This is a genomic window from Billgrantia montanilacus (assembly GCF_003336675.1).
Lineage (GTDB): Bacteria > Pseudomonadota > Gammaproteobacteria > Pseudomonadales > Halomonadaceae > Halomonas > Halomonas montanilacus.
In genome coordinates, this window is the sequence record NZ_QPII01000001.1 from 278,450 (window position 1) to 303,376 (window position 24,927).

The 24,927-nt window shown below is 67.2% G+C and carries 22 protein-coding genes; 12 read left to right on the forward strand and 10 right to left on the reverse strand.

Annotation, left to right across the window (positions count from 1 at the left end; all coding sequences use genetic code 11):
- Position 1 precedes the first annotated feature (1 nt).
- On the forward strand, positions 2–679 hold the full coding sequence (gene pgl / locus DU505_RS01310; protein WP_114477184.1) for a 6-phosphogluconolactonase: 678 nt from the start codon (positions 2–4) through the stop codon (positions 677–679).
- 19 nt (positions 680–698) lie between these two features.
- Positions 699–1,361 (forward strand): bifunctional 4-hydroxy-2-oxoglutarate aldolase/2-dehydro-3-deoxy-phosphogluconate aldolase, encoded by a 663-nt coding sequence (locus DU505_RS01315; RefSeq protein WP_114477185.1) that lies wholly within the window; start codon positions 699–701, stop codon positions 1,359–1,361.
- Positions 1,362–1,452: 91 nt separating this feature from the next.
- On the opposite strand, the gene DU505_RS01320 is transcribed toward DU505_RS01315, so the two are convergent.
- From DU505_RS01320 to ptsP, 4 genes are all read right to left on the reverse strand, one after another.
- On the reverse strand, positions 1,453–3,141 hold the full coding sequence (locus tag DU505_RS01320; protein WP_114477186.1) for a methyl-accepting chemotaxis protein: 1,689 nt from the start codon (positions 3,139–3,141) through the stop codon (positions 1,453–1,455).
- 152 nt (positions 3,142–3,293) lie between these two features.
- On the reverse strand, positions 3,294–5,045 hold the full coding sequence (locus DU505_RS01325; protein ID WP_114477187.1) for a PTS fructose-like transporter subunit IIB: 1,752 nt from the start codon (positions 5,043–5,045) through the stop codon (positions 3,294–3,296).
- Positions 5,042–6,016, reverse strand: a complete 975-nt coding sequence (gene pfkB, locus DU505_RS01330) for a 1-phosphofructokinase (RefSeq protein WP_114477188.1) — start codon at positions 6,014–6,016, stop codon at positions 5,042–5,044. The genes DU505_RS01325 and pfkB overlap by 4 nt, the downstream gene beginning before the upstream one ends.
- Complete coding sequence (gene ptsP / locus DU505_RS01335; RefSeq protein ID WP_114477189.1) at positions 6,016–8,895, reverse strand: phosphoenolpyruvate--protein phosphotransferase; 2,880 nt, start codon at positions 8,893–8,895, stop codon at positions 6,016–6,018. Before ptsP ends, pfkB begins: the two co-directional genes overlap by 1 nt.
- Before the next feature lie 181 nt (positions 8,896–9,076).
- Here ptsP and cra point away from each other — a divergent pair, with 181 nt between their 5' ends.
- Positions 9,077–10,078, forward strand: coding sequence for a catabolite repressor/activator (cra, locus tag DU505_RS01340; RefSeq protein ID WP_114477190.1), 1,002 nt, complete (start codon positions 9,077–9,079; stop codon positions 10,076–10,078).
- 51 nt (positions 10,079–10,129) lie between these two features.
- On the opposite strand, the gene DU505_RS01345 is transcribed toward cra, so the two are convergent.
- From DU505_RS01345 to DU505_RS01370, 6 genes are all read right to left on the reverse strand, one after another.
- Positions 10,130–11,089, reverse strand: coding sequence for a carbohydrate kinase family protein (locus tag DU505_RS01345; protein WP_114477191.1), 960 nt, complete (start codon positions 11,087–11,089; stop codon positions 10,130–10,132).
- 67 nt (positions 11,090–11,156) lie between these two features.
- A complete protein-coding gene (locus DU505_RS01350) occupies positions 11,157–12,032 on the reverse strand; it encodes an aldo/keto reductase (protein WP_114477192.1) in 876 nt (291 codons plus the stop codon).
- Entirely contained in the window at positions 12,029–13,036 is a 1,008-nt protein-coding gene (locus tag DU505_RS01355; RefSeq protein WP_181872696.1) for an aldose epimerase family protein, read from the reverse strand. Before DU505_RS01355 ends, DU505_RS01350 begins: the two co-directional genes overlap by 4 nt.
- A 19-nt stretch (positions 13,037–13,055) precedes the next feature.
- A complete protein-coding gene (gene glk / locus DU505_RS01360; RefSeq protein WP_114477193.1) occupies positions 13,056–14,024 on the reverse strand; it encodes a glucokinase in 969 nt (322 codons plus the stop codon).
- Complete coding sequence (gene edd, locus DU505_RS01365) at positions 14,021–15,910, reverse strand: phosphogluconate dehydratase (protein WP_114477194.1); 1,890 nt, start codon at positions 15,908–15,910, stop codon at positions 14,021–14,023. Before edd ends, glk begins: the two co-directional genes overlap by 4 nt.
- Before the next feature lie 115 nt (positions 15,911–16,025).
- Positions 16,026–17,405 carry an aldehyde dehydrogenase family protein gene (locus DU505_RS01370; RefSeq protein WP_114477195.1) on the reverse strand — a complete coding sequence of 460 codons (1,380 nt, stop codon included), beginning with the start codon at positions 17,403–17,405 and terminating at the stop codon, positions 16,026–16,028.
- A gap of 118 nt (positions 17,406–17,523) precedes the next feature.
- Here DU505_RS01370 and DU505_RS01375 point away from each other — a divergent pair, with 118 nt between their 5' ends.
- The 9 genes from DU505_RS01375 to DU505_RS01415 are packed head-to-tail and all read left to right on the forward strand — an operon-like array spanning position 17,524 to position 24,884.
- Positions 17,524–18,657, forward strand: a complete 1,134-nt coding sequence (locus DU505_RS01375; protein ID WP_114477196.1) for a GNAT family N-acetyltransferase — start codon at positions 17,524–17,526, stop codon at positions 18,655–18,657.
- A 59-nt stretch (positions 18,658–18,716) separates the two neighbouring features.
- The gene (gene ftsB / locus DU505_RS01380; RefSeq protein ID WP_114477197.1) at positions 18,717–19,073 is read left to right on the forward strand and encodes a cell division protein FtsB; all 357 of its coding nucleotides are present in this window, start codon (positions 18,717–18,719) and stop codon (positions 19,071–19,073) included.
- Entirely contained in the window at positions 19,066–19,803 is a 738-nt protein-coding gene (gene ispD / locus DU505_RS01385) for a 2-C-methyl-D-erythritol 4-phosphate cytidylyltransferase (RefSeq protein ID WP_114477198.1), read from the forward strand. Before ftsB ends, ispD begins: the two co-directional genes overlap by 8 nt.
- A complete protein-coding gene (gene ispF / locus DU505_RS01390) occupies positions 19,804–20,313 on the forward strand; it encodes a 2-C-methyl-D-erythritol 2,4-cyclodiphosphate synthase (RefSeq protein WP_114477199.1) in 510 nt (169 codons plus the stop codon). It begins immediately after the preceding gene.
- Positions 20,310–21,380 carry a tRNA pseudouridine(13) synthase TruD gene (gene truD / locus DU505_RS01395; protein ID WP_114477200.1) on the forward strand — a complete coding sequence of 357 codons (1,071 nt, stop codon included), beginning with the start codon at positions 20,310–20,312 and terminating at the stop codon, positions 21,378–21,380. The genes ispF and truD overlap by 4 nt, the downstream gene beginning before the upstream one ends.
- A 41-nt stretch (positions 21,381–21,421) precedes the next feature.
- The gene (gene surE / locus DU505_RS01400; RefSeq protein ID WP_114477201.1) at positions 21,422–22,168 is read left to right on the forward strand and encodes a 5'/3'-nucleotidase SurE; all 747 of its coding nucleotides are present in this window, start codon (positions 21,422–21,424) and stop codon (positions 22,166–22,168) included.
- Positions 22,155–22,835 (forward strand): protein-L-isoaspartate(D-aspartate) O-methyltransferase, encoded by a 681-nt coding sequence (locus tag DU505_RS01405; RefSeq protein WP_114477202.1) that lies wholly within the window; start codon positions 22,155–22,157, stop codon positions 22,833–22,835. Before surE ends, DU505_RS01405 begins: the two co-directional genes overlap by 14 nt.
- On the forward strand, positions 22,832–23,818 hold the full coding sequence (locus tag DU505_RS01410; protein ID WP_114477203.1) for a DUF368 domain-containing protein: 987 nt from the start codon (positions 22,832–22,834) through the stop codon (positions 23,816–23,818). The genes DU505_RS01405 and DU505_RS01410 overlap by 4 nt, the downstream gene beginning before the upstream one ends.
- Positions 23,811–24,884 carry a peptidoglycan DD-metalloendopeptidase family protein gene (locus tag DU505_RS01415; RefSeq protein ID WP_114477204.1) on the forward strand — a complete coding sequence of 358 codons (1,074 nt, stop codon included), beginning with the start codon at positions 23,811–23,813 and terminating at the stop codon, positions 24,882–24,884. Before DU505_RS01410 ends, DU505_RS01415 begins: the two co-directional genes overlap by 8 nt.
- The last annotated feature ends 43 nt before the right edge of the window (positions 24,885–24,927 follow it).

Sequence of the window (24,927 nt, forward strand, 5' to 3'; positions counted from 1 at the left end):
TATGCCGATATCGGATGCCAAGCCCCGCGATCAACTCGCCGAGCAGCTCGCCGAAGCCGCCACTGCGGCCCTGGAGCAGGATCTGGCCCGGCAGGAGCGTGCTCTGCTGGTCCTCTCCGGCGGCTCTACCCCGGTTCCCTTCTTCCAGGCACTGGCCTCCCGCGAGCTGCCCTGGTCGCGGATCGACGTGACCCTGGCTGACGAGCGCTGGGTTCCCGAGTCCGCCGAGGCGAGCAATGCCCGACTGGTGAGGGAGCATCTGCTGGTAGGGCCGGCGGCGGCGGCCAATTTCATCTCTCTCGTCACCGGCGACGAGACGCCCGAGCAGGGCGCCGCGGAGGTTGCCCGGCGCATCGAAGCGTTGAGCTGGCCAGCCAGCCTGGTGGTGCTGGGTATGGGCGGCGACGGGCACACGGCATCGCTGTTTCCCGATAGTCGCGAGCTTGAGCTGGCGCTCTCCACCGCCGATCCCGTCGTCGCGGTGCGCTCGCCGAGCCAGCCACAGGCGCGTATTACCCTCAGCGCCGACCGGCTGCATCAGGCACGCCGTCACGTGCTGCATATCACGGGTGGCGACAAGCGCAGCGTTCTGGCCCGTGCCATGGCGGGTGACGACCTTCGCGAGCTGCCCATTCGCGCCTTTCTATCCTGTCCGCTGGCCGTCTACTGGGCCCCCTGATCGTTTCTGGAGTCTGCTTATGACTATCGAAAAACAGCTTCCCTCCACCCGGACCACCGAGCTCGACAGCATCTGCCTCAAGGCGGAGGTGATCCCGGTGCTGGCCATCGAGCGGCTGGAAGATGCCGTGCCGCTGGGGCGTGCCCTGGTGGAAGGTGGTTTGACCGTGCTGGAGGTGACGCTGCGCACAGACTGTGCCCTGGAGGCGATCCGCCGGCTCTGTGAAGCGTTGCCACAGGCCAGTATCGGCGTGGGCACCGTGTTGACGCCGGCCCAGTATCGCCAGGCCGAGCAGGCCGGGGCTGACTTCGTCGTAACCCCGGGGACCACCGAGGCGCTCTATCGCTACGGGGTGACCAGCCCGGTACCCATGCTGCCAGGCGTTGCCACCGTGTCCGAGTTGATGACCGGCTGGCAGTACGGCTACCGGCGCTTCAAGTTCTTTCCTGCCGAGGCCAGCGGTGGGGTGAAAGCGCTCAAGTCCTTCGCTGGTCCCATTCCCGAAGCACGCTTCTGCCCCACCGGTGGAATCGGCGTGAACAATGCCGAGGACTACCTGGCCTTGAAAAACGTGATGTGCGTCGGCGGTTCCTGGCTGACGCCCAAGTCGCTGATCGATGCCGAGGACTGGGACGCCATCCGTTCCCTGGCCCGTGAAGCCGCCGAGCGTTTCCACCACTGATTCATCCTGTTGTTCCGTGCTCTCTCGACAGCCAGTGGCTGTCTTTATGCCCGGCCTTTTGGCCGGGCTTTTTTCTGTCGACTAGCCCTCATCAGAAAGTTTCCCACTCCCTTTCGATGGGTGCGCGACTGCGCACCGTATTGGGGAGCAGCTGGCTCACAATGCGTTCATGGGCAGGGCGGGCGGCCTTGCCGGAAGTCCGCCGGATATCGCTACCGCTGAAGGCGCCGGCGCTGTGGGCCAGTGCGCTGACTTCTGTCTCGAGGGAAGCCGTTGCTGCCTGATAGCTTTGCATGCTGCCGGCGCTGGTCTGGGTCGCCTGGTCTATCTCGCCGATGGCCTGGCTGATCTGCTCGATACCCTGGCTCTGCTCTGCGGCGGCGGCACTGATTTCCTGCATCAACCCGTTGACGCGGTGGCTGGCTGCCTTGATCGCTGTCATGGCATCTCCCGCTTCGCCGGCATGCGATCTCCCCGCCTCTATTTCGCTGCGCGCCGTGTTGATCAAGTCCTGCACACGGTGAGCGGCTCCAGCCGATTCGCTGGCCAGCTTGCGGACTTCTTGCGCGACAACGGCAAAGCCTCGCCCATGTTCCCCGGCACGGGCGGCCTCCACCGAGGCGTTGAGCGCCAGTATATTGGTCTGGAAAGCGATGCTGTCGATCGTGCCAACGATACTGGCCATGTTGTCGGCCTGGCGAGTGATCTCCTGCATCGACGTTGCCAGCCTCTGCATGACCTCGGCGGCTTGGTCAACCGTTGTTACGTTGCCGAAAGTCGCCTCGCCAGCCTGATGGGCATGCTCCGCGCTCTGGCTAACCGTGGCGGTGATCTGCTCGGCGCTGGCGGCGGTTTCTTGCACCGCTGATGCCTGCTGCTCGAGCCTGCTGGCCATGGCGGCGTTGTTGCGTACCAGGTTCGTGACCGCAGGCTCGACCACGCCGATGCGACGTTCCAGGTCGCCGATCAGCGCTGCCAGGGACTGGCGCATGAAGGCCAGCGCGCCGAGCATGCGCCCCAGCTCATCATGGCGCTGGGCAGGCAGGTTCGCCTTGAGGTTGCCTGCGGCGACCTGCAATGAGAAATCGTGCGCCTGGTAGAGCGAGCGGCGCATCCTGGCGCTACCTCTCCAGTTCATCCAGGCCAGCAGTATGCCGCCGAGAACCCCCGAGGCGAGCAGCCCTTCGTCAAGCAGAGATGGCGAAGGCGCCGTGGCGCTCCAGGCGGCCACGCCCAGCGTGGCGGGCAGCACGGCGATGGCGAGGCTGGCAAAAAAGTTTCGTGTGGAGAGGCTGCGCCAATCGATACGCTTCACTGCATGCAGGGCACCGCGGCGATAAGGGCGTCCGTGCTTGACCGTGTAGCGGCCACCGTTTTCACGAATGTCACGATAGACCGCTTCGGCATGGGCGGTCTCCTCGGCGCTTGGCTTGACGCGTATGGAGGCGAAACCCTTGAGCTCACCATTTTCGCGGATGGGAACCACGTTGGCTCGGACCCAGTAATGATCTCCGTTCTTGCGCCGATTCTTGACCAGTCCGGACCAGAACTCCCCTGCCTGAAGATCATGCCACATGTCGGCGAAGACGCTGGGCGGCATGTCAGGATGCCGCACCAGGTTGTGAGGTGCGCCATGCAATTCCTCGTATTCGTACCCGCTGACGTCGATGAAACGTTGATTGGCATAAGTGATGATGCTGCGTGTGTCGGTCTTGGAGATGAGGACATCATCGTCTTCAAGAAGATACTCCGACTGGGTTACCGGTCCGTTCTGTCGCATTCATGATCTCGCAATAAAGTTGTACACAAGCGTAACCAGTTTACGTTATGTACAATATTTGTACTGCTATTGATCATTCTTGTATAGCTATTTTTCGCTATGTCGACGATAGGGGGAAACAGCGTCAGACACGCAGCATGGCCAAACTCCTCTCAGGCATTGGCGGCGACGGGCACCGGGGCGGCGCCGCGCTTGATCGTTGCATAGCCCAGTCCGGTGACCAGTGACCCGACGACGATGGCTGCGATATAGAGCAGGACCGGGGTGATGGCGTTGGGGATCATCAGCACGAAGATGCCGCCATGGGGTGCCATCAGCTGCGCACCGACCAGCATGGAGAGGGCGCCGGTAATAGCGCCGCCGGCGATGCAGGCGGGAATCACACGCAGCGGATCCTTGGCGGCGAAGGGAATGGCGCCCTCGCTGATAAAGCACAGTCCAAGAACGAATGAGGCCTTGCCCGCCTCGCGCTCCGGTTCGGAGAACTTGTTGCGGGCGACGAAGCTGGCGATGCCCATGCCGATGGCCGGGACCATTCCGGCCGCCATGATCGCCGCCATGGGCGCATAGGTCTGGGAGGCCAGCAGGCCGACGCCGAATGTGTAGGCGGCCTTGTTGACCGGCCCGCCCAGGTCGAAGCACATCATGGCGCCGAGCAGGATGCCGAGCAGCACGGCGTTGGTGGCGTCCATGCCGGCCAGGAAGCTGGTCAGGCCGGCGAGAATCGCGGCCACCGGCTCGCCGATCACGTAGATCATGGTCAGGCCGGTGACCAGGCTCGCCACCAGGGGGATGATCAGGATCGGCTTGAGCGATTCGACGCTGGAGGGCAGCTTGACGTGTCGCGCTACCGCCAACGCCACATAACCGGCCAGGAAGCCGGCCAGGATCCCGCCGATGAAGCCGGCTTCGATCTCTGCGGCCAGCATGCCACCGATCATGCCCGGGGCGATGCCGGGGCGGTCGGCGATGGAGTAGGCGATATAGCCGGCCAGCACCGGGATCATCAGGGCGAAGGCGGTGCCGCCGCCGATCTGCATCAGTGCGGCAGCCAGGGTGCCCTCCTCCTGGAAGGCCTCGATGCCGAACACGAAGGAGAGCGCGATCAGCAGGCCCCCGGCCACCACCATGGGCAGCATGAAGGAGACCCCTGTGAGCAGGTGCTTGTAGACCCCCACCTCCTTGAGGCTCTTCTTGGCGCTGTTGGACGCGCCGCCAGGGGCGCCGTCGGCACTCTCCACCGCGGCGTTTTCCAGGGCCGCCTCAATGGTGGGCTTGGCCTTCTTCAGAGCGTTGCCGGTGGAAGTGCGATAGACGCGCTTGCCGGCGAAGCGGGTGGGGTCCACCTCGATATCGCAGGCCAGGATCACCAGGTCGGCCTCGGCGATCTCCTCGTCGGTGAGCTTGTCCTGGGCGCCGACGGATCCCTGGGTCTCGACGCGGATCGCGTGTCCCAGCGCCTTACCCGCTTGGCTCAATGCCTCGGCGGCCATGAAGGTATGCGCCACGCCGGTCGGGCAGGCGGTCACGGCGACAATTCGCTGGCCGCCAGCGGCAGGCGCCGGGTTCGGTGCCGCGGCTTCGGTGGGGGGCGTGTACTCGCCAGCCTCGCGGCTAGCCCGTTCGAGGAAGGTCTTCGGGTCCGGTAGCGCCTCATGGATGGGCGCCTGAAACAGGCGCTTGTCGCGAAAACGCTGAGGCGCGGGAACGCTGTCGGCAGCGACCACGATCAGGTCGGCCGCGGCGATGGCCTCCGCCGAAACGGGTTGCAGCGCTTCGAGTTCGCTGTGCATCTCGACGCTCGCCTGCCAACCGAGGCGTTGGGCAGCCTGTTCGAGGCGACGGGCGGCAAGGAATGAAGTGGCCATGCCGCTGGGACAGGCAGTGATGAGAATGACGTTCATGCGAGGGCTCCTCCAGCGTCTACGTCATTGAGGCGACGCACGCGGGTTTGTTGTTGAAGCTGTGGTAGGTCGTCGGCGTGGGGGTTACCGACCCCGACATGGCGAACGGATTCGGCGGAGAGTGCCGTGGCCAGGCGCAGTGCCTGTTCCGGTGAGTGTCCGGAAAGCACCCCGTGCAGCAGGCCGGCGAGCAGGGTGTCGCCGGCGCCCACGGTGCTGGCCACGGTCAGGCGGGGTGGCGTGGCCTGCCAGGCGCCGCGCTGGCTCACCCACAGCACGCCGGCAGGGCCGGAGGAAACCACCGCCTCCTCGACCCCGCTGGCATAGAGCCGTAGCGCCCCACGCAGCCATGCCTCGGCGGTGTCCAGGGCGCCCCCGGCCCAGGCGGCCAGCTCCTGCTCGTTGGGTTTCACTGCCGTGGGACGGGCGGCGATGGCCTGGATCAATGCCTCGCCGCTGGTGTCGGCCCACACCGGCAGGCCGGCCCGGCGTAGCCGGACGATCAGCTCGGCGAGGTCGACGGGCGCGACCCCGGGCGGCAGGCTGCCGGCGACCACCACCGCGGCGGGGCGGCGCGACGGATCGGCGATGAGCTCGTCGAGCCACGAGAGCAGATGCTGCCAGGCGTTGGTGTCGATGGTGGCGCCCGGACCGTTGATGTCGGTTACCCGTCCATCGGCCTCGGCGAGCTTGGCGTTGATGCGGGTTTCGCCGGGCACGCGCAGGAAAGCGTCCACCACGCCCATCGCCTCGAAGGCGCGCAGGAAAGGGCCATCGTTATCGCCGCCGAGAAAGCCGGAAACCGTCACGTCATGGCCGAGGCCGACCAGTACCCGGGCGACGTTGACCCCCTTGCCGGCTGCCGTCAGGTGCGTCTCGCTAGTGCGGTTGACCTCGCCGGGTACCAGCCGGTCCATGCCGATGGAGAGGTCCAGGGCCGGATTCAGCGTCAGCGTGAGGATTCGAGCCATCAGCGAACCTCCAGGGCGTCGCGGACCGCAGTACTGGTGGCCTGGGCCAGGGCAAGACCGGCCTGGGTGCGGGCCTTTTCGAGGTCGAATTCACGTAGCCGCGCCTTGACCAGTGGCACCTGTCGAGCACTCACCGAGAGCTCGTCGACGCCCAGCCCCACCAGTACTGGCACCGCCATGGGATCGCTGGCCAGTTCGCCGCACACCCCGACCCACTTGCCGTGGGCGTGGGCTGCCGTGACGGTCATCTCGATGAGGCGCAATACCGCAGGATGCAGGCCGTCGGCCTGGGCGGAGAGTTCCGGGTGGTCGCGGTCGATGGCCAGGGTGTACTGGGTCAGGTCGTTGGTGCCCACCGAGAAGAAGTCGACCTCGGCAGCCAGTGCCGGCGCGAGAAGGGCGGCCGAGGGGACTTCGATCATGATCCCGAGTTGCACGTCGCTGGCACGCTCGGCTTCGGGGATCTCCTCGAGCAGCCGATCGAAGATGGCCCTGGCCGCGCGGAATTCGGCGATGTCCTTGATCATCGGCAGCATGATGCGCAGCGGGCGGGGCTTTCCAGGAACGGGCGCAGCCGCGAGCAGCAGGGCGCGCAGCTGGGTCTCGAGGACCTCGGGCCGGGTCAGCATCAGGCGGATGCCTCGCAGGCCGAGAAAGGGATTGTCCTCCTTGGGCATCGGCCAGTAGGGCAGCGGTTTGTCGCCGCCGACATCCAGGGTACGTGCGACCAGCGGGCGGCCGTCCAGCGCGTCGAGGGCTTCACGGTACTCGTCGATCTGGGTGGCGAGGTCCGGCTCCTGGGCATGGGCCATGAACAGGAACTCGGTGCGCAGCAGCCCCACGCCTTCGGCGCCGCGCTCCACGGCGTCGGCGGCATGGATGGTATTGCCCAGGTTGGCGGCGACCTCGACGCGATGCCCGCAGCGGGTGCGTGCCTCCTCGAAGCGGGTATCCCAGGCCGCGGCCTCCCGCTGCTGTCGTTCGGCCAGCCGCTGTTCGGCGGCCTGGCGACGTTCGGCCGAGGGTGTCGGCGTGATGCGGCCACGTTCGCCGTCGAGAATCAGTTCGGTACCGTCGGCGAGGGTCAGCACCCGCGCGCCGGCACCGACCACGGCTGGAATGCCCAGCGCCCGGGCGAGGATGGCACTGTGCGCCGTTGCACCGCCGCGGGCGGTGAGCAGGCCGCGCACCAGGCTGGTGTCGAGGCGCGCCACGTCGGAGGGGCCGATATCGTCGGTGACCAGAATGTAGGGGGTGGTGGGTGGGGCGGGCAGGGTGACGTCGCACAGGATGCCCAGCACCCGGCGGCCCACGTCGCGCAGGTCGGCGGCGCGCTCGGCGAGCAGCCGGTCGGCGAGCATTTCCTGGGCGTGGGCCGCGGTCTCGATGGCATCCCACCAGGCGGCCTCGGCGGAGCGGCCTTCGCTGATACCTTCGTGGGCGGCCTGGTACAGCTCGGGGTCGCAGAGCATCTCCTCGTGCATGGAGAGGATCTGGGCCACCTCGCCACCACGCGCCTGCTGGACCAGCGTCTCAAGCTGGACGGCGCCCTGGCGAATCGCCTGTTCCAGTCGCTGTGTCTCCGCGCCCGGGTCAGCGGCGCGCTCGGGATAGTCGAAGCGAGGCGTCTGCAGCACGAAGACCGGGGAGATGGCCAGCCCCGGAGAGGCCGCCACGCCAGCATGAGGCGTGTCGTCGGGCAGCGGTTCGGCGGGCGCAGCATCGGCCTGCGGTATGATGCGCTCGCGGCTCTCGTCGAACGGCAGAACCTGTTCACCAAGGCCGTCCGCCACGGCCTGGCACACGGCGTCGAGTGCCGCCACGGCCCCATCTCCCTCGGCGGAAAAGGCCAGCTGCTGGCCGCGGCGGGCACCGAGGTTGATCACCTTGGTCAGGCTGCTTGCCGATACCGCATCGACTCCGCCCTCGGCCAGTCGCACGCGGATGGGAACAGCCTGGGAGCGGGCGACCTGGACCAGCTGCTTGGCGGGGCGGGCGTGCAGCCCATGGGCATTGAGTACCCGCGCGAGCCGGGTGTGGGCGGTGGCGGACTCCCCGGCCAGCCGGGCCAGTATGGTGGCCGCATCGGCACCCTGCAGCTCGCCTGCACTACCGCGCTCGAGCAGCCTCAGGATGCACTCCAGCAGGCCGCGATGGGCCTCGCCATGAGCGGCCAGGCAGAACAGGCCGTTGACCGTCTCGTCGGCCTGCTTCAATGGGTGCTCGGGTGTGGCCAGGGCCAGTGCGGGAACCTCGACGCTGCTTCCGCTCGAAGCCAGCCATAGCCCCTGTCCCAGGTGCAGTGGGGCGTGCTCGGCGATGGCGGCGATGAAGCCGTCGCCCACGCAGCCGAGCTGGCGCAGGCGGGCGGCACCGGCCAGGGCCAGCTCACGGGCATCGCGGGCGGGAAAGCCGAGGCACAGGGTGTCGCCGTCGAGGCGCGCATCCACGACCGCCTTCGACAGCAGGGCGGCGATCTCGTTACCCGAGCCTGCCGCGGCGAGTCGCTCGGCTACGCTGTCATCGTCGAGGACATGGGTAAGCTGGCGCAGGATGTCCAGGTGTTCGTCGCTTCTTGCGGCGATGGCCACCAGCACGTGGACGCGCTGGCCGTCGTGCCAGTCGACCCCGGCCGGGAATTGCAGTACCCGTACCCCGGTGTCCTGCACGTGTTCGCGGCTTTGTGGCGTACCGTGGGGGATGGCGATGGCGTTGCCCAGATAGGTAGAGGACTGGGCCTCTCGGGCGAACAATCCTTCACGGTAGCCGGGCGAGGTGAGCCCAGCCCGATGCAGCGCCTCGGCGGCCTGCTCCAGTGCGCCACGCCAGTCTTCGGCATGGCAGGCGAGCAGTACATCGTCCTGATGAAGGGTCAACATGGATGGCCTCCCGATAGATTTCGCGGCGACGCGACTGCCACCGAATTGGTGGTTTCAGGCTTGGCTGAATCGTGTCACCTGGTGATTTTCATGCTGGAACGATTCATACTGTTTGGCAAGGTTCTATTTCTACGACTTTGGCAGGGGTAGGGTTCCTTCGGCACTCACAGTGAGGATGTTCATGACACTCGTCGAAATCGCCCGGCTGGCCGGTGTGTCGCGTACCACGGCCAGCTACGTGATCAACGGCAAGGCCGCGGAGCGGCGCATCAGCCAGGATACCGTCGACCGGGTCATGGCCGTGGTGAGAGAGCACCGCTACCAGGTCGATGCCCAGGCGGCGGCACTACGCCGTGGCTCGAGTCGCACGCTTGGCTTGATCATTCCCGACCTGGAGAACGTCAGCTACGCGCGACTCGCCAAGCGACTGGAGCGCGGCGCGCGAGAGCAGGGCTACCAGCTGCTGATTGCAGGCTCCGAAGACCAGCCGGAGAGCGAACGCGACCTGGCACTGGCATTGCGCGCCCAGCGCTGTGAGGTACTGATCACCGCCAGTTGCCTGCCCATGGACGACCCTTTCTACGCCGAGCTGATGGCTGAAGGACTGCCGGTGGTTGCCGTGGACCGTGGCTTCGATCCCCAGCGCTTCGCCTGCGTGGTGAGCAACGACCGGGACGCCGCCGAGCGGCTGACGCGCTCGGTGCTGGGCGGTGACGTGGCCAGCGTGGCCTGGTTGGACGCGGTACCGGGACTGACGATCACGCACGAGCGCCGCGCCGGTTTCCAGCAGGCGCTATCGGGCAGCGGCGCCGCCGTGTTTGCCTGTTGCGCGGAGCGCTACGAGCGCGACGAGGGAGCCAGGCTGATGCGCGACCTGCTCGCCGAGCGTGGCCTCCCCGACGCCCTGGTCACCGCCTCCTATACGCTGCTGGATGGCGTCTTCGATGTGCTGCTGGAAGAGGGCGGGCTGCCGCCGTCGCTGCGCATGGCGACCTTCGGTGACAACCGGCTCCTCGACTTCCTGCCGCTGCCGGTCAATTCGGCGGTGCAGGACCACGACCGCATCGCTGCCGCGACACTGACCGCCGCTCTGGCCGCCGCCAGGGGCGACTATCGTCCTGGCCAGCAGATGGTTTCGCGCACCCTGCGCTGGCGCCTGCCGGAGCGGCTGCCGCTTGGCTGAGTGGTCAGCGGCGACATGAGCCAGTCGGTGCGGCTTTCTTCAGCGACGAACTTATTGCCGCAGATGTGCCAGATCTCCTCGATCAGGCAGCGCGGCATAGGCACCGGGGCGTGTCACGGCGTGGGCGCCGCAGCGACAGGCGAACTCGACGGTGCGCATGAGGAAGGCGTCGTCCTGGTGCCAGTCACCTTCGATACCCCGCTCGGCCAGTTCCGCCAGCAGGCCGCCGATGAAGGCGTCGCCCCCGGCGGTGGTATCCACGGCCTGCACCCTGGGCGGGTCGACCCGGAAGTCCCTGCCGACCCCCAATGTGCGTACCGGGCCCGCTCCATCGGTGATCACGATCAGCTTCACGCCGGCGGCGAGCCGCTCGGCCAGCCAGGCTTCCACCGGGTGATCGCCACGCAGATAGTCGAGTTCATCGGTTGAGAGCTTGACCAGCCCGGCCTGGTCGAGCAGGCGGTTGGTCAGGGTGATGTCGGCGACACCGCTCTCCCAGAGGTTGTGCCGGAGGTTGGCATCCACGCTGACCAGGCAGCCGGCACGATTGGCCATGTCGGCCATGGCCAGGGTGGTCTCGCCAATATCGGATTCGGTCAGGCTGTTGGTACAGAAGTGCACGATGGCGGGGTGGGCGAAGATCCCTGCCGGCAGGTGTTCGAGCCGATACAGCAGATCGGCGGCGGGCGGCCGGTAGAAGTCGAAGGTGCGCTCGCCCGCCGCGTCGCGGGAGACGAAGGCCAGTGCCGTGCGCGCCTCTCGGGTACGTGCCGTGCCCGAGAGGTCGACACCGTGTGCCGCAAGCTCCGCGGCGATGAAATCGCCAAAGTAGTCATCACCCAGCATGCCGAGAAAACGGCTCGGAACCCCCAGTCGGGCGCAGGCCACGGCTACGTTGGCCGGGGCGCCGCCGGCATAGGGTGTGAAGGTCTCGGGGCCCTCGGTGGCGTCGCCGAGGCGGCTGGAGAGCATGTCGACGAGGGCCTCGCCGAAGGCGATCACTGGGGTCATGGTGGTGTCCTCGATAGTGGTTCGTGGCGTCACGGTCTGGTGGTGCTGTAATTTTGGTGCGGCCGAGTCAGGCGACGTCGTGGCCCCGGGCGGCTTCGAGCAGGGCAAACCAGGCCGGGCGGTCGAGCGCGAGGCCGGCGTCCGCGGCAAGCGCCGTGAGGCGCTCGGGCTTGAGGCTGCCGACCACCGGCACAGGGCGGCCGGGGAGGGCGCGCAGCCAGGCCAGGGCCAGGCCAGCGGGGGGCACGCCGTACTCTCCGGCCAGCCTCAGTAGCAGCGGGCGCGCCGGGCCCTGGAGCACCCGGCCGCCGCCCAGGGGGGACCAGATCATCGGTGCCAGGCCGTCGGCCACCAGGGCATCGAAACTGCCGTCGAACAGCGGGGCGGAGTGATCCAGCGAGAGCTGCAGCTGGTGGGCCGCCAGGCGCCGATGCATGGCTCCCTGCAGGCGGCGCCACTGCTCAGGCAGGAAATTGGAGACCCCGGCGGCGCCGATCTTGCCCGCGGCGATGGCGTCGTCCAGCACCCGGCCGGTGGCCTCGACATCCATCAGTGGGTCGGGGCGATGGAGCAGAAAGTGGTCGAGCCGTGCTACGCCGAGCCGCGCCAGCGAGCCATCGATGGCGCGCGCCAGATAGGCCGGCGAGCTGTCGTAGTGCTTGACCCGATGAGGGGAGGTGTCGCGCTCCGGGGTGACGATGCTCGCCTTGGTAACCACCTTCACCCGGTTTGCGAGTCCGGGGCGGGCACCCAGGGCGGCGCCGAACAGCGCCTCGCCCTGGCGGTCGCCATAGATGTCGGCGTGGTCGAACCAGTCGTGCCCCTCGTCGAGGCGGGCCTCGATCCAGTCGGCCAGCCGCGCCGGGGGATGCAGGGCCGGTTCCTCGTGCAGCCGCATCATGCCCAGCAGGAAGGGCACCTCGAAGGTGGCGGCGGTGCTCATGCGTCGGACTCGCGGGCGCCCTCATCCAGAGAGAGCGTGGTTCCCAGCAGGTGCTGGGCACCGGGTACCAGCCACACCGGGTCCAGGCGGGTATTGGCCGATTCCACGCAGAGGAAGCGGCGCGAGGCTCCGGCCGGCGTATCGTCGGGTGGTGCCTCGCCCGGATGCCAGACCACGGCGGAGTCGCTGCCCTGGCGGGCGACCCGCAGGCGCCGGTTGCCATCGTCGAGAGTCAGCTCGGCATTGGTGTGGTAGATGCGGTCGAGGCCGCCACGCACGGCCAGTTCGCCCTGCTGGTCGCGCTCGGCGAAGCCGGCCAGCTTGTCCAGATAGCGGGCCCCGGCCAGCCCCTCCAGGCGACAGGCGAAGCTGTCGGTCACGGCGAGGTAGGTATGCAAGGCGCCGCTCAGCTTGACCGGGGTCTCGCCGACATGCTCGGTGATCAGCTCCACGTGCAGGCGGCGGGCGTTGGCCTGTATCACCGCACGGGGAGCCAGCTGGGTGTGCAGGGGCTCGGCGGGAGATAGGTGCAGCTCGATGCCGTCTTCGTGTTCATCCACGGCGTCCAGCCGCCAATCGGCCTTGCGTGCAGGGCCGTGGAAGGGCCCCGACCGGTCCGGCGTCTCGTCGGCGCCCCTGTCATCGGCAAACCAGGGCCAGCACAGCGGGATGCCGCCGCGAATGGCGCCGGGCAGCGGTTGCGGCGTTGGCGTCACCCACAGCCAGCCGCCGGGCACCAGCGCCTCTTCTTGCTCGACCGGGCCGGCAGCGTCGGTGTCATTGCGCGTGTCGTCGGACGCGCTAAAGAGCGGCGCCGGTAAAGAGCCCTCAGCCCGCGTGGCTTCGGACGCGTAAGGATGATAGTGAAGCACCTGGGCGCCCTGCAGGCAGACGGCAAGTTCGCCCCAGCTTTCGCGAGCCAGCCACACGGGGCGGCCGGCCCATTCGCACTGACGCTGGCCATCGGTCTCGTCGAGCAGGGCTCGCAGGCGTGACGGGATCATTCGCTCTCCTAGTTTCAGGTCATTCCACTTCTTCGTTGCGCAGGGCCTCGGCGGCGCCCAGCAGTCCCGGCCAGGGGGCGGTGACCACGTGAACCGGGATGGCGCGGGTGTAGTCGCTCATGCGCCCCTTGGCGGTGAAGGCTTCCACAAAACGGCTCTGGGGAAGCCAGTCGAGCAGCCTCGGCAGGATGCCGCCGCAGAGATAGACCCCGCCGCGAGCGCCCATGACCAGGGCCGCATCGCCACTGACGTCGCCGAGGATCTTCAGGAAACGCAGTAGCGTATCACGCGCGATGCCGTCTCCGTGCGAAGCGGCCTCGGTCACTTCGGCAGGCGTGGCATGGCACGGCGGCGCCCCCTTCAGCGAGCAGTGGGCCAGGTAGAGGTCGAGCAGCCCCTGGCCACAGAGGATGCGTTCTACCGAGACCCGCCCATAGCGGTTGCGGAAATGGCGCAGCAGGTTCTGCTCGCGTTCGTCGGTGGGGGCGAAGGTGAAGTGGCCGCCCTCGGTGGGCAGCGGTATCCAGGCGTGGCGTCCCGGGAAGATGCCGGCCACACCCAGGCCGGTGCCGGGGCCGATCACCAGCTGGACGCTGTGCTCGCGGGCCTCTCCCGGCTGGACTTCAACCAGCTCGTCGGGACCCAGGTGGGGCACGCCCAGCGCCTGGGCGGTGAAGTCGTTGATCACCTTCAGTCGCGTCAGCCCGAGTGACGCCTGGGTCTCGCGCCGGGAAAAGGCCCAGTGATTGTTGGTCATGCGCACCCGGTCGCCCTCGATGGGGCAGGCAAAGGCGAGGCAGGCCTCTTCCGGTGCCTGGGCCCCGCTCTGCTCGACCTTCGCCAGATAGTCGCGCACGGCTTCCACCACGCCGGGATAGTCGGCGCAGGGCAGGGTCTGGATGTCATGGGGCTCGAAGGCCCCTGGCGCCACCAGCGCGAAGCGCGCGTTGGTGCCACCGATGTCTCCGATCAGCGCCGGTCGGGTCATTGATCCTCCTGCTCAATCGTCTCGAGCTGCCGTGCCAGTACCTCTGCCTCGAAGCCGCCGAACACCCCGGCTCCCTCTTCGGCCTTCGCGGCCAGGTGGCGGAAACCGCTGAACAGCTCGCGGCCCATGCCGAAGTGGCTATGTTCCAGATTGATGTCGGCGCAGGGACGGCCGTTGAACTCGGCGGCATCGAGTAGCACGCGCAGCTCGCCGCTATCGGCGTCCAGGCGCACCACGTCACCGTCGCGAAGCTTGGCCAGCGGGCCGCGATCGACCGCCTCGGGGGTCACATGGATGGCAGCCGGCACCTTCCCGGAAGCGCCCGACATGCGGCCGTCGGTGACCAATGCGACCCGATAGCCGCGATCCTGAAGCACGCCCAGGAAGGGGGTGAGCTTGTGCAGCTCCGGCATGCCGTTGGCCTTGGGGCCCTGGAAGCGAACCACCACCACCACATCGCGGTCGAGTTCCCCCGACTCGAACGCCGCCTTCACCTGATTCTGGTCATCGAACAGCTTGACCGGCGCCTCGATGACGCGGTGCTCCTGCTTGACCGCCGAGATCTTGATCACCCCGCGGCCGAGATTGCCGTCGAGCACCGTGAGGCCGCCGGTGGGAGAAAAGGGGTCGGCCACCGGCCGCAGCACATCGCGGTCATGGCTCTCCGTGGGGCCTTCGCGCCATACCAGCTTGCCCTCCTCGAGGAAGGGTTCCTGGGTATAGGCGTGCAGGTCGGTGCCGAACACCGTGGGAATATCGCCATGGATGAGGCCGGCATCGAGCAGCTCGCGAATCAGCAGGCTCATCCCGCCGGCGGCCTGGAAGTGATTCACGTCGGCCTGGCCGTTGGGATAGATGCGGGTCATGCTGGGGACCACCGCCGAGAGCTCGGTGAAGTCGTCCCAGTCGATGGTGATGCCCGCCGCGCCGGCCATGGCCACCAGGTGCAGGGTGTGGTTGGTGGAGCCACCCGAGGCAAGCAGGCCGACCATGGCATTGACGATGGCGCGTTCGTCGATCTGGCGGTAGAACGGACGGTAGTCGCCGCTCTGCTCGGTGTTGCGAATCGCCTGCTCCGTGGCGTAGCGGGTCAGGGCGTCACGCAGCGGCGTGCCGGGATTGACGAAGGAGGCGCCGGGAAGGTGCAGCCCCATCATCTCCATCATCAGCTGGTTGGAGTTGGCGGTGCCGTAGAAGGTACAGGTGCCGGGGCTGTGATAGGACTGGGACTCTGCCTCCAGCAGCTCGTCGCGACCCACCTTGCCCTCGGCATAGAGCTGCCTGATGCGCGCCTTCTCGTTATTGGGCAGGCCACTGGTCATGGGGCCGCCGGGCACGAACATGGCCGGCAGGTGGCCGAAGCGGGCTGCGCCGATGAACAGGCCAGGTACGATCTTGTCGCAGATCCCCAGATAGAGCGCGGCGTCGAACATGTTGTGGGAAAGCGCTACGGCAGTGGCCATGGCGATCACGTCGCGGGAGAAGAGCGACAGCTCCATTCCCGGCTGCCCTTGGGTCACGCCATCGCACATCGCCGGCACACCGCCGGCAAACTGCGCCGTGGAACCCATTCCGCGTGCCGCTTCCTTGATGGCGGCGGGGTAGTCCTCGAAGGGCTGGTGGGCGGAAAGCATGTCGTTATAGGACGAAACGATGCCCAGGTTGGCGCTGTTCGTCAGCTTTAGCCGGTCCTTGTCGGTGGCGACATCGCAGCCGGCGAAGCCGTGAGCCAGATTGCCGCAGGAGAGCTCGCCACGATGCACGCCCTGGCTGTGCTGGGCCGCCATGTGGGCTTCGTAGAGCTTGCGCCGCTCGTGTGAACGCTTGCGAATGCGCTCGGTAACCTGGTGGACGGTTGAATGAAGAGCTGCGGATGGGCGAGCCATGGGGTACCTCGCATCGTTGAGTGGTATTTGCGGTAAGTTTACAAATTATCGCGCATTTTTCCCCGTCATGATACGTGCCTTTCGGCTACTATGTAGTTTTATTACGTATTTTTCCTCAAAACCCCATCAGCCGGTAGAGCCAGTGTCGGTAGGGCGGGTTGAGCAGCCTCACGCTGCTGCGCCTGGCCTGAAGGAAGACGCTGCGCTGGTGGCTGAAGCGCAGGAAACCGGCCTCCCCCTGGTAACCACCCATGCCGCCGAACGGCAAGTTGGGTGCGGCGTTATGCCAGAGCGTATCGTTGAAGACGACGCCGCCGGAGTGGGTGTCCTCGAGGATGCGCCTGCGCCGCTCGGGGTCGTTGGTAAAGGCGTAGAGCGCCAGCGGGCGAGGCCGTTCGTGAACGAAGGCCAGGGCATGATCCAGGTCGCCGATGCCGATGATCGGCAGCCAGGGGCCGAATATCTCCTCACGCATGATGGCCAGCTCGCCATGCGGGTCGATCACCAGCGTCGGCGGCAGCTTGGCGCCCCGGCTGAGTTCGACCGTCTCGCCCAGCGGGATCACCCTGCAGCCGTGATCCCGCGCTTCCTCCAGCATGGCATCGAGTCGCTCGCGGTGCGATTCGCCGACGATGGCGCTGTAGTCGTCGCCGGCAGCGCCGTCGGGGTGAAAGCGCTTCACCACTTGGGTCAGGGCCGCCACGAAAGCGCTCAGATGCGGCTCATGCACCAGCACATAGTCCGGGGCGAGGCGGGTCTGCCCTGCGCTCAACCATTTACCGAAGGCGATGCGCTCGGCCGCCCGTTCCAGGTCGGCATCGACGCCGATGTACACCGGGGTCTTGCCGCCCAGTTCCAGCGTGACCGGGGTGAGGTTTGCGGCGGCGGCCAGGGCGACCTCCCGCCCGGCCCGGTCGTCGCCGGTGAACAGCAGGTGGTCGAAGGGCAGGGCGGCGAAGGCCCGCCCCGTTCCCGCGTCGCCGGTGATGACCTTGAGTTCCTGTGGGGAGAAGTAGTGTTCGGCCAGCCGTGCCATCAGGGCACTGGTCGTCGGCGATCTTTCGCTGGGCTTGATCATCACCCGGTTGCCGGCCGCCAGGGCATCCACCGCGGGCAGCAGGGCCAGGCTCCAGGGCGAGTGGCTGGGGGCGATGATGCCCACCGTGCCCAGGGGCTGCCGATGCACGCGGGCACGGGCCGGCCATAGCCGCCAGGGCACGGCCGCTCGGCTGGGCCGCATCCAGCGTTTGAGGTGTCGGCGAGCATGGCGTACGGCCTGAAGCACCCGAGCAATGTCCAGCAGCCGGGTCTCGGCCTCGGGGCGGTAGCCGAAGTCCTGACGAATCGCCTTGATGATGTCCTGGCGATGCTCCCGGGTCATGTCGCCCAGTCGTCTCAGGCGGTCGCGGCGCACGGCGAGGGTCGGGTAGCGCTCGGCATCGAAGGCCTGGCGCTGCGCGTCGAGGTGCGCCGACAGCTGGCTGGCGTCGGCCATTCGCGTCTCCCTGTATGAGGGTGATGGAAGGAGCGGGTGGGTCTGGGCACAATGTAGGCGGTTTGCCGGTCGCTTGTCAGCCGGCGGTATCGGTCATCACCGAAAAAGCAGGAGTCGCATGTCCGAGCTCGTCCTGAAAAAGCTCCCCGCCATCGAGGCAGTGACAGCCGATGCGTGGAACGCCCTGGTTGGCCACGATCATCCCTTCCTGCGCCATGAATTCCTCCATGCCCTGGAGGCCAGCGGATCGGTGGGAGCCGCCACGGGCTGGGAGCCGCGCCACCTGACGCTGTGGCAGGGCGAGGCACTGGTCGGGGCCATGCCGCATTACCACAAGTATCACTCCTACGGCGAGTATGTCTTCGACTGGAACTGGGCGGACGCCTGGGAGCGCGCCGGGGGGCGCTACTACCCCAAGGGGCTGACGGCGATTCCCTTCACGCCGGCGCCGGGCCCGCGGCTGGCGCTGGCGGAGGGAGTCGACCCGTTGGCTGCCCGTGACGTCCTCGCCGGTGCCTGGGAGAACGGCTCGCTATCGAGCTGGCATCTGCTGTTTGCCGAGCGGGAGGAGGTGGACGGCTGGCTTGCGGCCAGGCCGACGCTGGTGGTCCGCCACGGGGTCCAGTTCCAGTGGCAGGACCGGGGCTACGGCGATTTTGACGGCTTCCTGGCGGCCATGACCTCGAAACGGCGCAAGTCGATCCGCCGCGAGCGACGCCTGGTCGCCGAGCAGGGACTGACGCTGCACCGATTGGAGGGCGAAGCGATCGAGGCGGAGGACCTGGCGCACTTCTATCGCTGCTACGAGATCACCTATCTGGAGCGCGGCCGCCATGGCTATCTGAATCTCGATTTCTTTCAGCGGCTGCATCGCACGTTGCCCGCGGCGCTGGTACTGGTTCAGGCGCGCCTGGAAGGCAGGCCGGTGGCTGCGGCGCTCTGCCTGCAGGGAAGCCGCACGCTCTACGGGCGCTACTGGGGCAGCGAGGTGGAGGCCGATTCGCTCCACTTCGAGGCCTGCTACTACCAGGGTATCGAGCACTGTCTCGCTCGAGGCCTGACTCGCTTCGACCCCGGCACCCAGGGCGAGCACAAGCTGAGCCGGGGCTTCGCGCCGCATCGGTTGCGCTCGTTGCACTACCTGGCCGATCCGGGTCTGCGTGCCGCCGTGGCGCGCTTCTGTGCCGAGGAGGAGCGCCATGTGGCGGCCTATAGCCGGATGGCTGAGCAGGCCCTGCCGTTCAGGACGTGAGCCGGGGGGGCGAAGGTGGCATAATGGCGACCGTTTCGAATCAGTGAGGAAGGTTCCCGATGCTAAGGTGGCTCGCCATCGCCCTGCTTGTGATGCTGGCGATGCTGCAATACCGGCTGTGGCTCGGCGACAGCGGCGTGCAGGAGTTGCGCGAGATTCGCGAGCGGGTCGCCGTGCTGGATGCCGATAACAAGCCGCTACGCGATCGCAATGCGCGTCTTGGCGCCGAAGTGGTCGACCTCAAGACCGGGCTGGACGCCATCGAGGAGCGGGCCCGCAGCGATATCGGCATGGTTCGCACCGACGAGCACTTCTACTGGGTTCCGGGCGTGGTGATCGAGGGTAGCCTTGTGGAGGCGAACGCCGGTCTGGTGCGCCAGCCCTCCTCCACTTCAGGAGCCGCTGCCGATGAGTGAAGCGCTCTGGCTGGTGGTGCCTGCCGCAGGGCAGGGGCGCCGCATGGGCGCCCAGCGGCCCAAGCAGTATCTGGCTCTGGCTGGCCAGCCGGTCATGGCTCACACCCTGTCGCGCCTGCATCAGGCCTTTCCCGCGGCGCGGCTGTGTCTTTGCCTCGACCCGGACGACACCCTGTTCGACCCGGCCTGGGTGCCCTTTGCCCACTGGCAGCGGGTGGCCGGCGGTGCCGAGCGGGCCGACTCCGTGGCTCACGCCCTGGCGGCGCTGTCTGGCCAGGCCGGCGACGAGGAGATGGTATTGGTGCATGACGTGGCCAGGCCCTGTGTCACCGTCAATGACCTGGTGCGGCTGTACGAGGCCCTGAGCAACGATGCCGTGGGTGGGCTGCTTGCGGCCCCGGTGGCCGACACCATGAAGCGTGACGATGGCGCAGGGCGGGTGGCGGCCACCGAATCGCGACAGGGGCTGTGGCACGCCATGACCCCGCAGGGCTTTCGCTATGGCCTTCTGCGCCGTGCCCTGGCGGCTGCCCGGCAGCAAGGGCTGGTCGTGACCGACGAGGCATCCGCCGTGGAGGCGCTGGGCCTTCAACCGCGCTTGGTGGCCGGTCGGCGAGACAATCTCAAGATCACTCATCCGGAAGACCTGGCGCTGGCGGCACGGATACTCGCGGCACAGCACGCCGAGGGGCCGGGGCCCGCTGCTGCGTCTTGCAGGGAGAAACGCTAGATGTTCAGAATCGGCCATGGCTTCGATGTACACCGCTTCGGCGAAGGCGACCAGCTGATGATCGGCGGCGTCGCCATTCCGTTCGAGCATGGCTTCGTCGCCCACTCCGACGGCGATGTGCTGCTGCATGCCATCTGCGATGCCCTGCTGGGTGCCTGCGCCCTGGGTGATATCGGGCGTCACTTTCCCGATACCGAGGAGGCCTGGGCGGGCGCCGACAGCCGTACCTTGCTGCGACACGTGCACGGCCTGGTCTCTGATGCCGGCTACCGGGTCGGTAATGTGGATGCCACGGTCATCGCCCAGGCGCCCAGGCTGGCGCCGCACATCACCGCCATGGTGGCGTGTATTGCCGCCGACCTCGCCCTCGAGCCGGGTTCGGTCAACGTGAAGGCGACCACGACGGAACGGCTGGGCTTCACCGGTCGTGGCGAGGGCATCGCCGCCGAGGCGGTGGTTCTGCTGCTGGCCCATGATGAGCAGGCAGCGACAGCGGGGGCCTCCCGATGACCCTGGCCGCAAATGCCGAGCCCTGGCCCCGGGTGCTGGATGCCGATTTCGGTCCTCCGCCGGCCGGCGACTATCGCGCCACCCCGGAGGATTTCGTCGTCGAGGAGATCCTCGACTTCGCCCCGGAGGGGCAGGGGGAGCATCTCTGGCTCTGGATAGAGAAGCGGGGGCTTACCACCCTGGAGGCAGTGCGCCATCTGGCTCGCGCCTGTGAGGTGACGCAGCGCGCCGTGGGTTACTCCGGCATGAAGGATCGCGTCGCCGTGACCCGGCAGTGGCTATCGGTGCACCTGCCGGGCCGCGAAGCCCCCGGTGACCTGGCCGAGCGCCTGGCGACCCATGGCGTGGAGGTGCTCGAACAGGCGCGCCATCCCCGCAAGCTCAAGCGTGGCGTCCACCGCGGCAACCGCTTCTCGCTGGTCATTACCGGGGAGGCGGTGCAGACACCAGGCCTGGAGGCGCGCTGGGAGTGGCTCTGCCGGCATGGTGCGCCCAACGCCTTCGGCCCGCAGCGCTTCGGCCCCGATGGTCGAAACCTGGCCCGGGCCCGAGCGGTGCTGGCTCGCGGCTGGCGCAAGCGGGACGATCGGGAAGGCATGATGCTCTCCACCGCTCGCAGCTATCTGTTCAATGAACTGCTGGCGATGCGTCAGGGGGACGGCAACTGGGCCCGGCTGCTGCCAGGGGAGGTGGCGATGTTGGATGGTACCGCCAGCCAATTCGCTGTCGAAACCGTCGATGCGGAGCTGGCCGAGCGGGCCACCCGACTGGATCTGCACCCCAGCGGGGTGCTCTGGGGGGTCGGCACGTCAGTTACCGCAGGGGCCGCAGCGGAGTACGAGCAGGCCCTGCGCGAGCGTCATGGCCCGCTTTGCGATGGCCTGGAGCGGGCCGGTGTGAAGCTGGCCCGCCGGCCCCTGCGCATGCGCCTGGGCGAGCCCCGCCTCACCCGCGAGCCGGACGCCCTGCGGCTCGATTTCACGTTGCCGCGCGGTAGCTTTGCCACGGCGGTACTGCGCGAGCTGATCGAGCATCCGACGCTGAGTGCGCCATTGGCGCTCGCTTGAATTGAACCTGAGACCCCTTTGAGGGCTACGAGACCCTATCGATGCGCAGACTCTTGCTATCCAATGACGACGGCGTACACGCCCCGGGACTGCGCGCTCTGTACGACGCGCTGGACGCACACGCCCGCCTTCGGGTTGTGGCGCCCGACCGCGACCGCAGCGGTGCCAGCAACTCCTTGACGCTGAACCGGCCACTGTCGCTGACGGCGCTGGACAACGGCTTTCACTGCGTGGACGGCACGCCGGCAGACTGCGTCTACCTGGGCGTCAACGCCCTGTGGGACGAGAAGCCCGACCTGGTGATCTCGGGGATCAATCATGGCGGCAACCTGGGCGACGACGTGCTCTATTCCGGTACCGTGGCGGCGGCCATGGAGGGGCGCAACCTGGGCATGGCGGCCATCGCCATGTCGCTGGTGGGCTCTCGGCATTTCGATACCGCAGGCAGGGTGGCGGCGAGCCTGGTCGGCGCGGCGGACCAGCTGTCTTTGCCGCCGCGCAGCCTGCTCAACGTCAACGTGCCGGATCTCCCCTGGGACGAAATTCAGGGCTTCCGGGTAACCCGAATGGGCTATCGCGGGCCCGCCGAGCGACCCATGGAAGTTCGCGATCCGCGAGGCCGGCTGCGCTACTGGATTGCAGCCGTCGGCAGGAATGCCGATGATGGGCCGGATACCGACTTTGCCGCCGTCGAGGCGGGCTATGTGTCTATCACGCCGCTGCAGACCGATCTGACGCGTCATGCGGCCATCGAAGACGTGCAAGGCTGGCTGGATGCATTCACCTGAACAATTGCCCGAGCTGCTGCGCGGGGTTGGCATGACATCGCAGCGGACCCGAGACCGGATGGTCGCACGCCTGGCCGATCAGGGTATCAAGGACGAGCGGGTGCTCACTGCCATGGCCAGTGAGCCACGCCATCTGTTTCTCGATGAGGCGCTGTCGCATCGGGCCTACGAGGACACGTCGCTGCCCATCGGTCTGGGCCAGACGTTGTCCCAGCCCTGGATGGTGGCGCGGATGACCGAGCTGGTACTCAACGAGTCGCCCCTGCGCGTGCTGGAGATCGGCACCGGCTCCGGCTACCAAACGTTGATTCTCGCGCGGCTGGTGCCGGAACTCTGGTCCGTTGAGCGAATCAATGCCTTGCATCACCGAGCCGCTGAGCGCCTGCGGCTGCTCAAGGCACACAACGTCCGGCTGAGACTGGCGGACGGGGGGCACGGCTGGTCCGAAGCGGCACCCTTCGACGTCATCCTGCTGACCGCCTGTGCCCAGGAGTTGCCACACGTGCTGGTGTCCCAGCTCGCCGATGGCGGCGTCATGATTCTGCCGCTGGCCGATGCCGGGGGAGAGCAATGGCTGACCCGGGTGCATCGCGTCGGCAACCGACAAGAAGTCCAGCGGCTCGAGAAAGTACGTTTCGTGCCGCTGCTGCAAGGAGTGATTCGTTGAAGCGTCAACTCAGTGTATTCCTCAAGGGCGCCGGCATGGGAGCCGCGGATGCCGTTCCCGGGGTGTCCGGTGGCACCATTGCCTTCGTCACCGGCATCTACGAGGAGCTGATCCATACCATCAAGCAGTTCGGCCCCAGTGCCTTCATTGCCTGGCGTCGTGGCGGCCTTGCCTTGCTGGCCACCCACCTCAACCTGACGTTTGTGATTCCACTGCTGCTGGGTATCGTTGCCAGCCTGGTCACGGTGGCCCACCTGGTGGTGTGGCTGATGGAGGAGCACCCGCTGCTGCTCAACGGCTTCTTCTTCGGGCTGGTGGCCGCCTCGGCCATCGTGGTCAGTCGTCACCCCGCCGACTGGAAGCTGTGGCATCTGCTGCCTCTCGTCATTGGTCTGTTGCTGGCCCATGCGCTGCCTTCGCTGATGCCGGTCATCACCCTGCTGGGCAGTGAGGCATTGATGCTGATCGTGGGTGGCGCCATCGCCATCAGCGCACTGCTGCTGCCTGGAGTCTCCGGCAGCTTCCTGCTTCTGACCATGGGGCTCTACGGCACGGTGATGGAAGGCATTCGCGGTTTCGACCTGGAGCTGCTGTCGATCTTCGCGGTGGGCTGCCTGATCGGCCTGTTCGGCTTTTCGCGCCTGCTGTCGTGGCTGCTGCACCATCATCACACCGCCACGATGCAGTTGCTGATCGGTTTCATCGTCGGCTCGCTGCCGGTGCTCTGGCCCTGGCGGGAGCTGGTACGTTACCAGCTCGGCCCCCAAGGGCAGATGATTCCCCTCGACTATCGTTACCTGACCCCTGGAGACTACGCGAATCTGACGGGGGAACCCGGACTGATGTTGCTGGTACTGGCCACGATGCTGGTTGGTGCCGTGCTGGTACTGGCCCTGGCCGGCTATCATCGCGTGAGCTCTTCCGGCAAGGTAACGGCCGGCACTCAAACTGCGCCTGACAAGGAGGATGGCTCCAATGCGTAAGGTATTTCTGGTATCCGCCGTCGCCCTGGCGATGGCCGGCTGTGCCGCTCAACAGGACCAGTCCGCTCCGCAGGTTCGCGACCTCTCCGTGAGCCGCGAGCGTGCTTCTGCGAGCCACTACACCGTGGAGGCCGGCGACACGCTCTACGGCATCGCCTGGCGTCACGAGATGGACTACCGCGATCTGGCGCGCCTCAACCAGATCAGCCCACCCTACCGGATCGAGCCCGGACAGCAGTTGGAGCTGGGCGGGAGTGGTGCCGCACGGCCCCGCACCGAGGAGCCAAACGAGCAGCGAGATATGGCCGGCGCCACGGCTACGGCCACGGCCCTGGGCGGTACCGCCGAGGCTGGCGATACCGATTGGCTGTTGCCCGATGATGAGGCCATCGAGCGCAGCCGTCGTTTGACCGCCGAGCCATTGGAGAGCGGTGAGCCGAGCACGAGCCAGGCAGCGGTGGAGAGTGCCGCCCAGGTCGCCGGGACACAGGCCGCTGTTGAGCGTCAGCCGGAACCGGAACCGGAACCGGAGGCGGAACGCCAGCCCGATCCCACACCTGAGCCCGCCGTGGAGCCTGAAGTGGCCGAGGCGCCGACGCCTGCCGAGCAGCCGGAGCCGGATGCCGGCACCGAGGTGGCGGGTGCACCGGAACAACAGCCTGAGCGTGAAGGTCGAAGCTACACGCCGGTGGACGAGGTCGACTGGCGGTGGCCAGCCGATGGCGCCTTGATCGGTCGCTTCGGTGAAGGGGGAAGTATCACCGCCGGGATTGATATCGACGGGCAAAAGGGGCAACCTGTCAAAGCAGCCGGGCCAGGTATCGTGGTCTATGCGGGGAGCGGTGTGAGAGGCTACGGCAATCTCATCCTGCTCAAGCACAACGATCAATACCTTAGTGCCTACGCCCACAACGACAGCCTCAGGGTAAAGGAGAACGATGTGGTCGAGGCCGGTGAAGTCATCGCCACCATGGGCGATAGCGACGCCGAGAGTGTCAGGCTGCATTTCGAGGTGCGCAAGGATGGCCAGCCTCAGGACCCCCTGAACTATCTGCCGGAGCGATAGACCGTCGCTTCGGGCCATCTACCGGGCGGCACGGCGACGTTAG

What these genes read in the sequence shown, in the direction of transcription:
- pgl (WP_114477184.1), top strand. Translation starts at nt 2, where the DNA reads ATGCCGATATCGGATGCCAAGCCCCGCGATCAACTCGCCGAGCAGCTC.
- DU505_RS01315 (WP_114477185.1), top strand. Translation starts at nt 699, where the DNA reads ATGACTATCGAAAAACAGCTTCCCTCCACCCGGACCACCGAGCTCGAC.
- DU505_RS01320 (WP_114477186.1), bottom strand. Translation starts at nt 3,141, where the DNA reads ATGCGACAGAACGGACCGGTAACCCAGTCGGAGTATCTTCTTGAAGAC.
- DU505_RS01325 (WP_114477187.1), bottom strand. Translation starts at nt 5,045, where the DNA reads ATGAACGTCATTCTCATCACTGCCTGTCCCAGCGGCATGGCCACTTCA.
- pfkB (WP_114477188.1), bottom strand. Translation starts at nt 6,016, where the DNA reads ATGGCTCGAATCCTCACGCTGACGCTGAATCCGGCCCTGGACCTCTCC.
- ptsP (WP_114477189.1), bottom strand. Translation starts at nt 8,895, where the DNA reads ATGTTGACCCTTCATCAGGACGATGTACTGCTCGCCTGCCATGCCGAA.
- cra (WP_114477190.1), top strand. Translation starts at nt 9,077, where the DNA reads ATGACACTCGTCGAAATCGCCCGGCTGGCCGGTGTGTCGCGTACCACG.
- DU505_RS01345 (WP_114477191.1), bottom strand. Translation starts at nt 11,089, where the DNA reads ATGACCCCAGTGATCGCCTTCGGCGAGGCCCTCGTCGACATGCTCTCC.
- DU505_RS01350 (WP_114477192.1), bottom strand. Translation starts at nt 12,032, where the DNA reads ATGAGCACCGCCGCCACCTTCGAGGTGCCCTTCCTGCTGGGCATGATG.
- DU505_RS01355 (WP_181872696.1), bottom strand. Translation starts at nt 13,036, where the DNA reads ATGATCCCGTCACGCCTGCGAGCCCTGCTCGACGAGACCGATGGCCAG.
- glk (WP_114477193.1), bottom strand. Translation starts at nt 14,024, where the DNA reads ATGACCCGACCGGCGCTGATCGGAGACATCGGTGGCACCAACGCGCGC.
- edd (WP_114477194.1), bottom strand. Translation starts at nt 15,910, where the DNA reads ATGGCTCGCCCATCCGCAGCTCTTCATTCAACCGTCCACCAGGTTACC.
- DU505_RS01370 (WP_114477195.1), bottom strand. Translation starts at nt 17,405, where the DNA reads ATGGCCGACGCCAGCCAGCTGTCGGCGCACCTCGACGCGCAGCGCCAG.
- DU505_RS01375 (WP_114477196.1), top strand. Translation starts at nt 17,524, where the DNA reads ATGTCCGAGCTCGTCCTGAAAAAGCTCCCCGCCATCGAGGCAGTGACA.
- ftsB (WP_114477197.1), top strand. Translation starts at nt 18,717, where the DNA reads ATGCTAAGGTGGCTCGCCATCGCCCTGCTTGTGATGCTGGCGATGCTG.
- ispD (WP_114477198.1), top strand. Translation starts at nt 19,066, where the DNA reads ATGAGTGAAGCGCTCTGGCTGGTGGTGCCTGCCGCAGGGCAGGGGCGC.
- ispF (WP_114477199.1), top strand. Translation starts at nt 19,804, where the DNA reads ATGTTCAGAATCGGCCATGGCTTCGATGTACACCGCTTCGGCGAAGGC.
- truD (WP_114477200.1), top strand. Translation starts at nt 20,310, where the DNA reads ATGACCCTGGCCGCAAATGCCGAGCCCTGGCCCCGGGTGCTGGATGCC.
- surE (WP_114477201.1), top strand. Translation starts at nt 21,422, where the DNA reads ATGCGCAGACTCTTGCTATCCAATGACGACGGCGTACACGCCCCGGGA.
- DU505_RS01405 (WP_114477202.1), top strand. Translation starts at nt 22,155, where the DNA reads ATGCATTCACCTGAACAATTGCCCGAGCTGCTGCGCGGGGTTGGCATG.
- DU505_RS01415 (WP_114477204.1), top strand. Translation starts at nt 23,811, where the DNA reads ATGCGTAAGGTATTTCTGGTATCCGCCGTCGCCCTGGCGATGGCCGGC.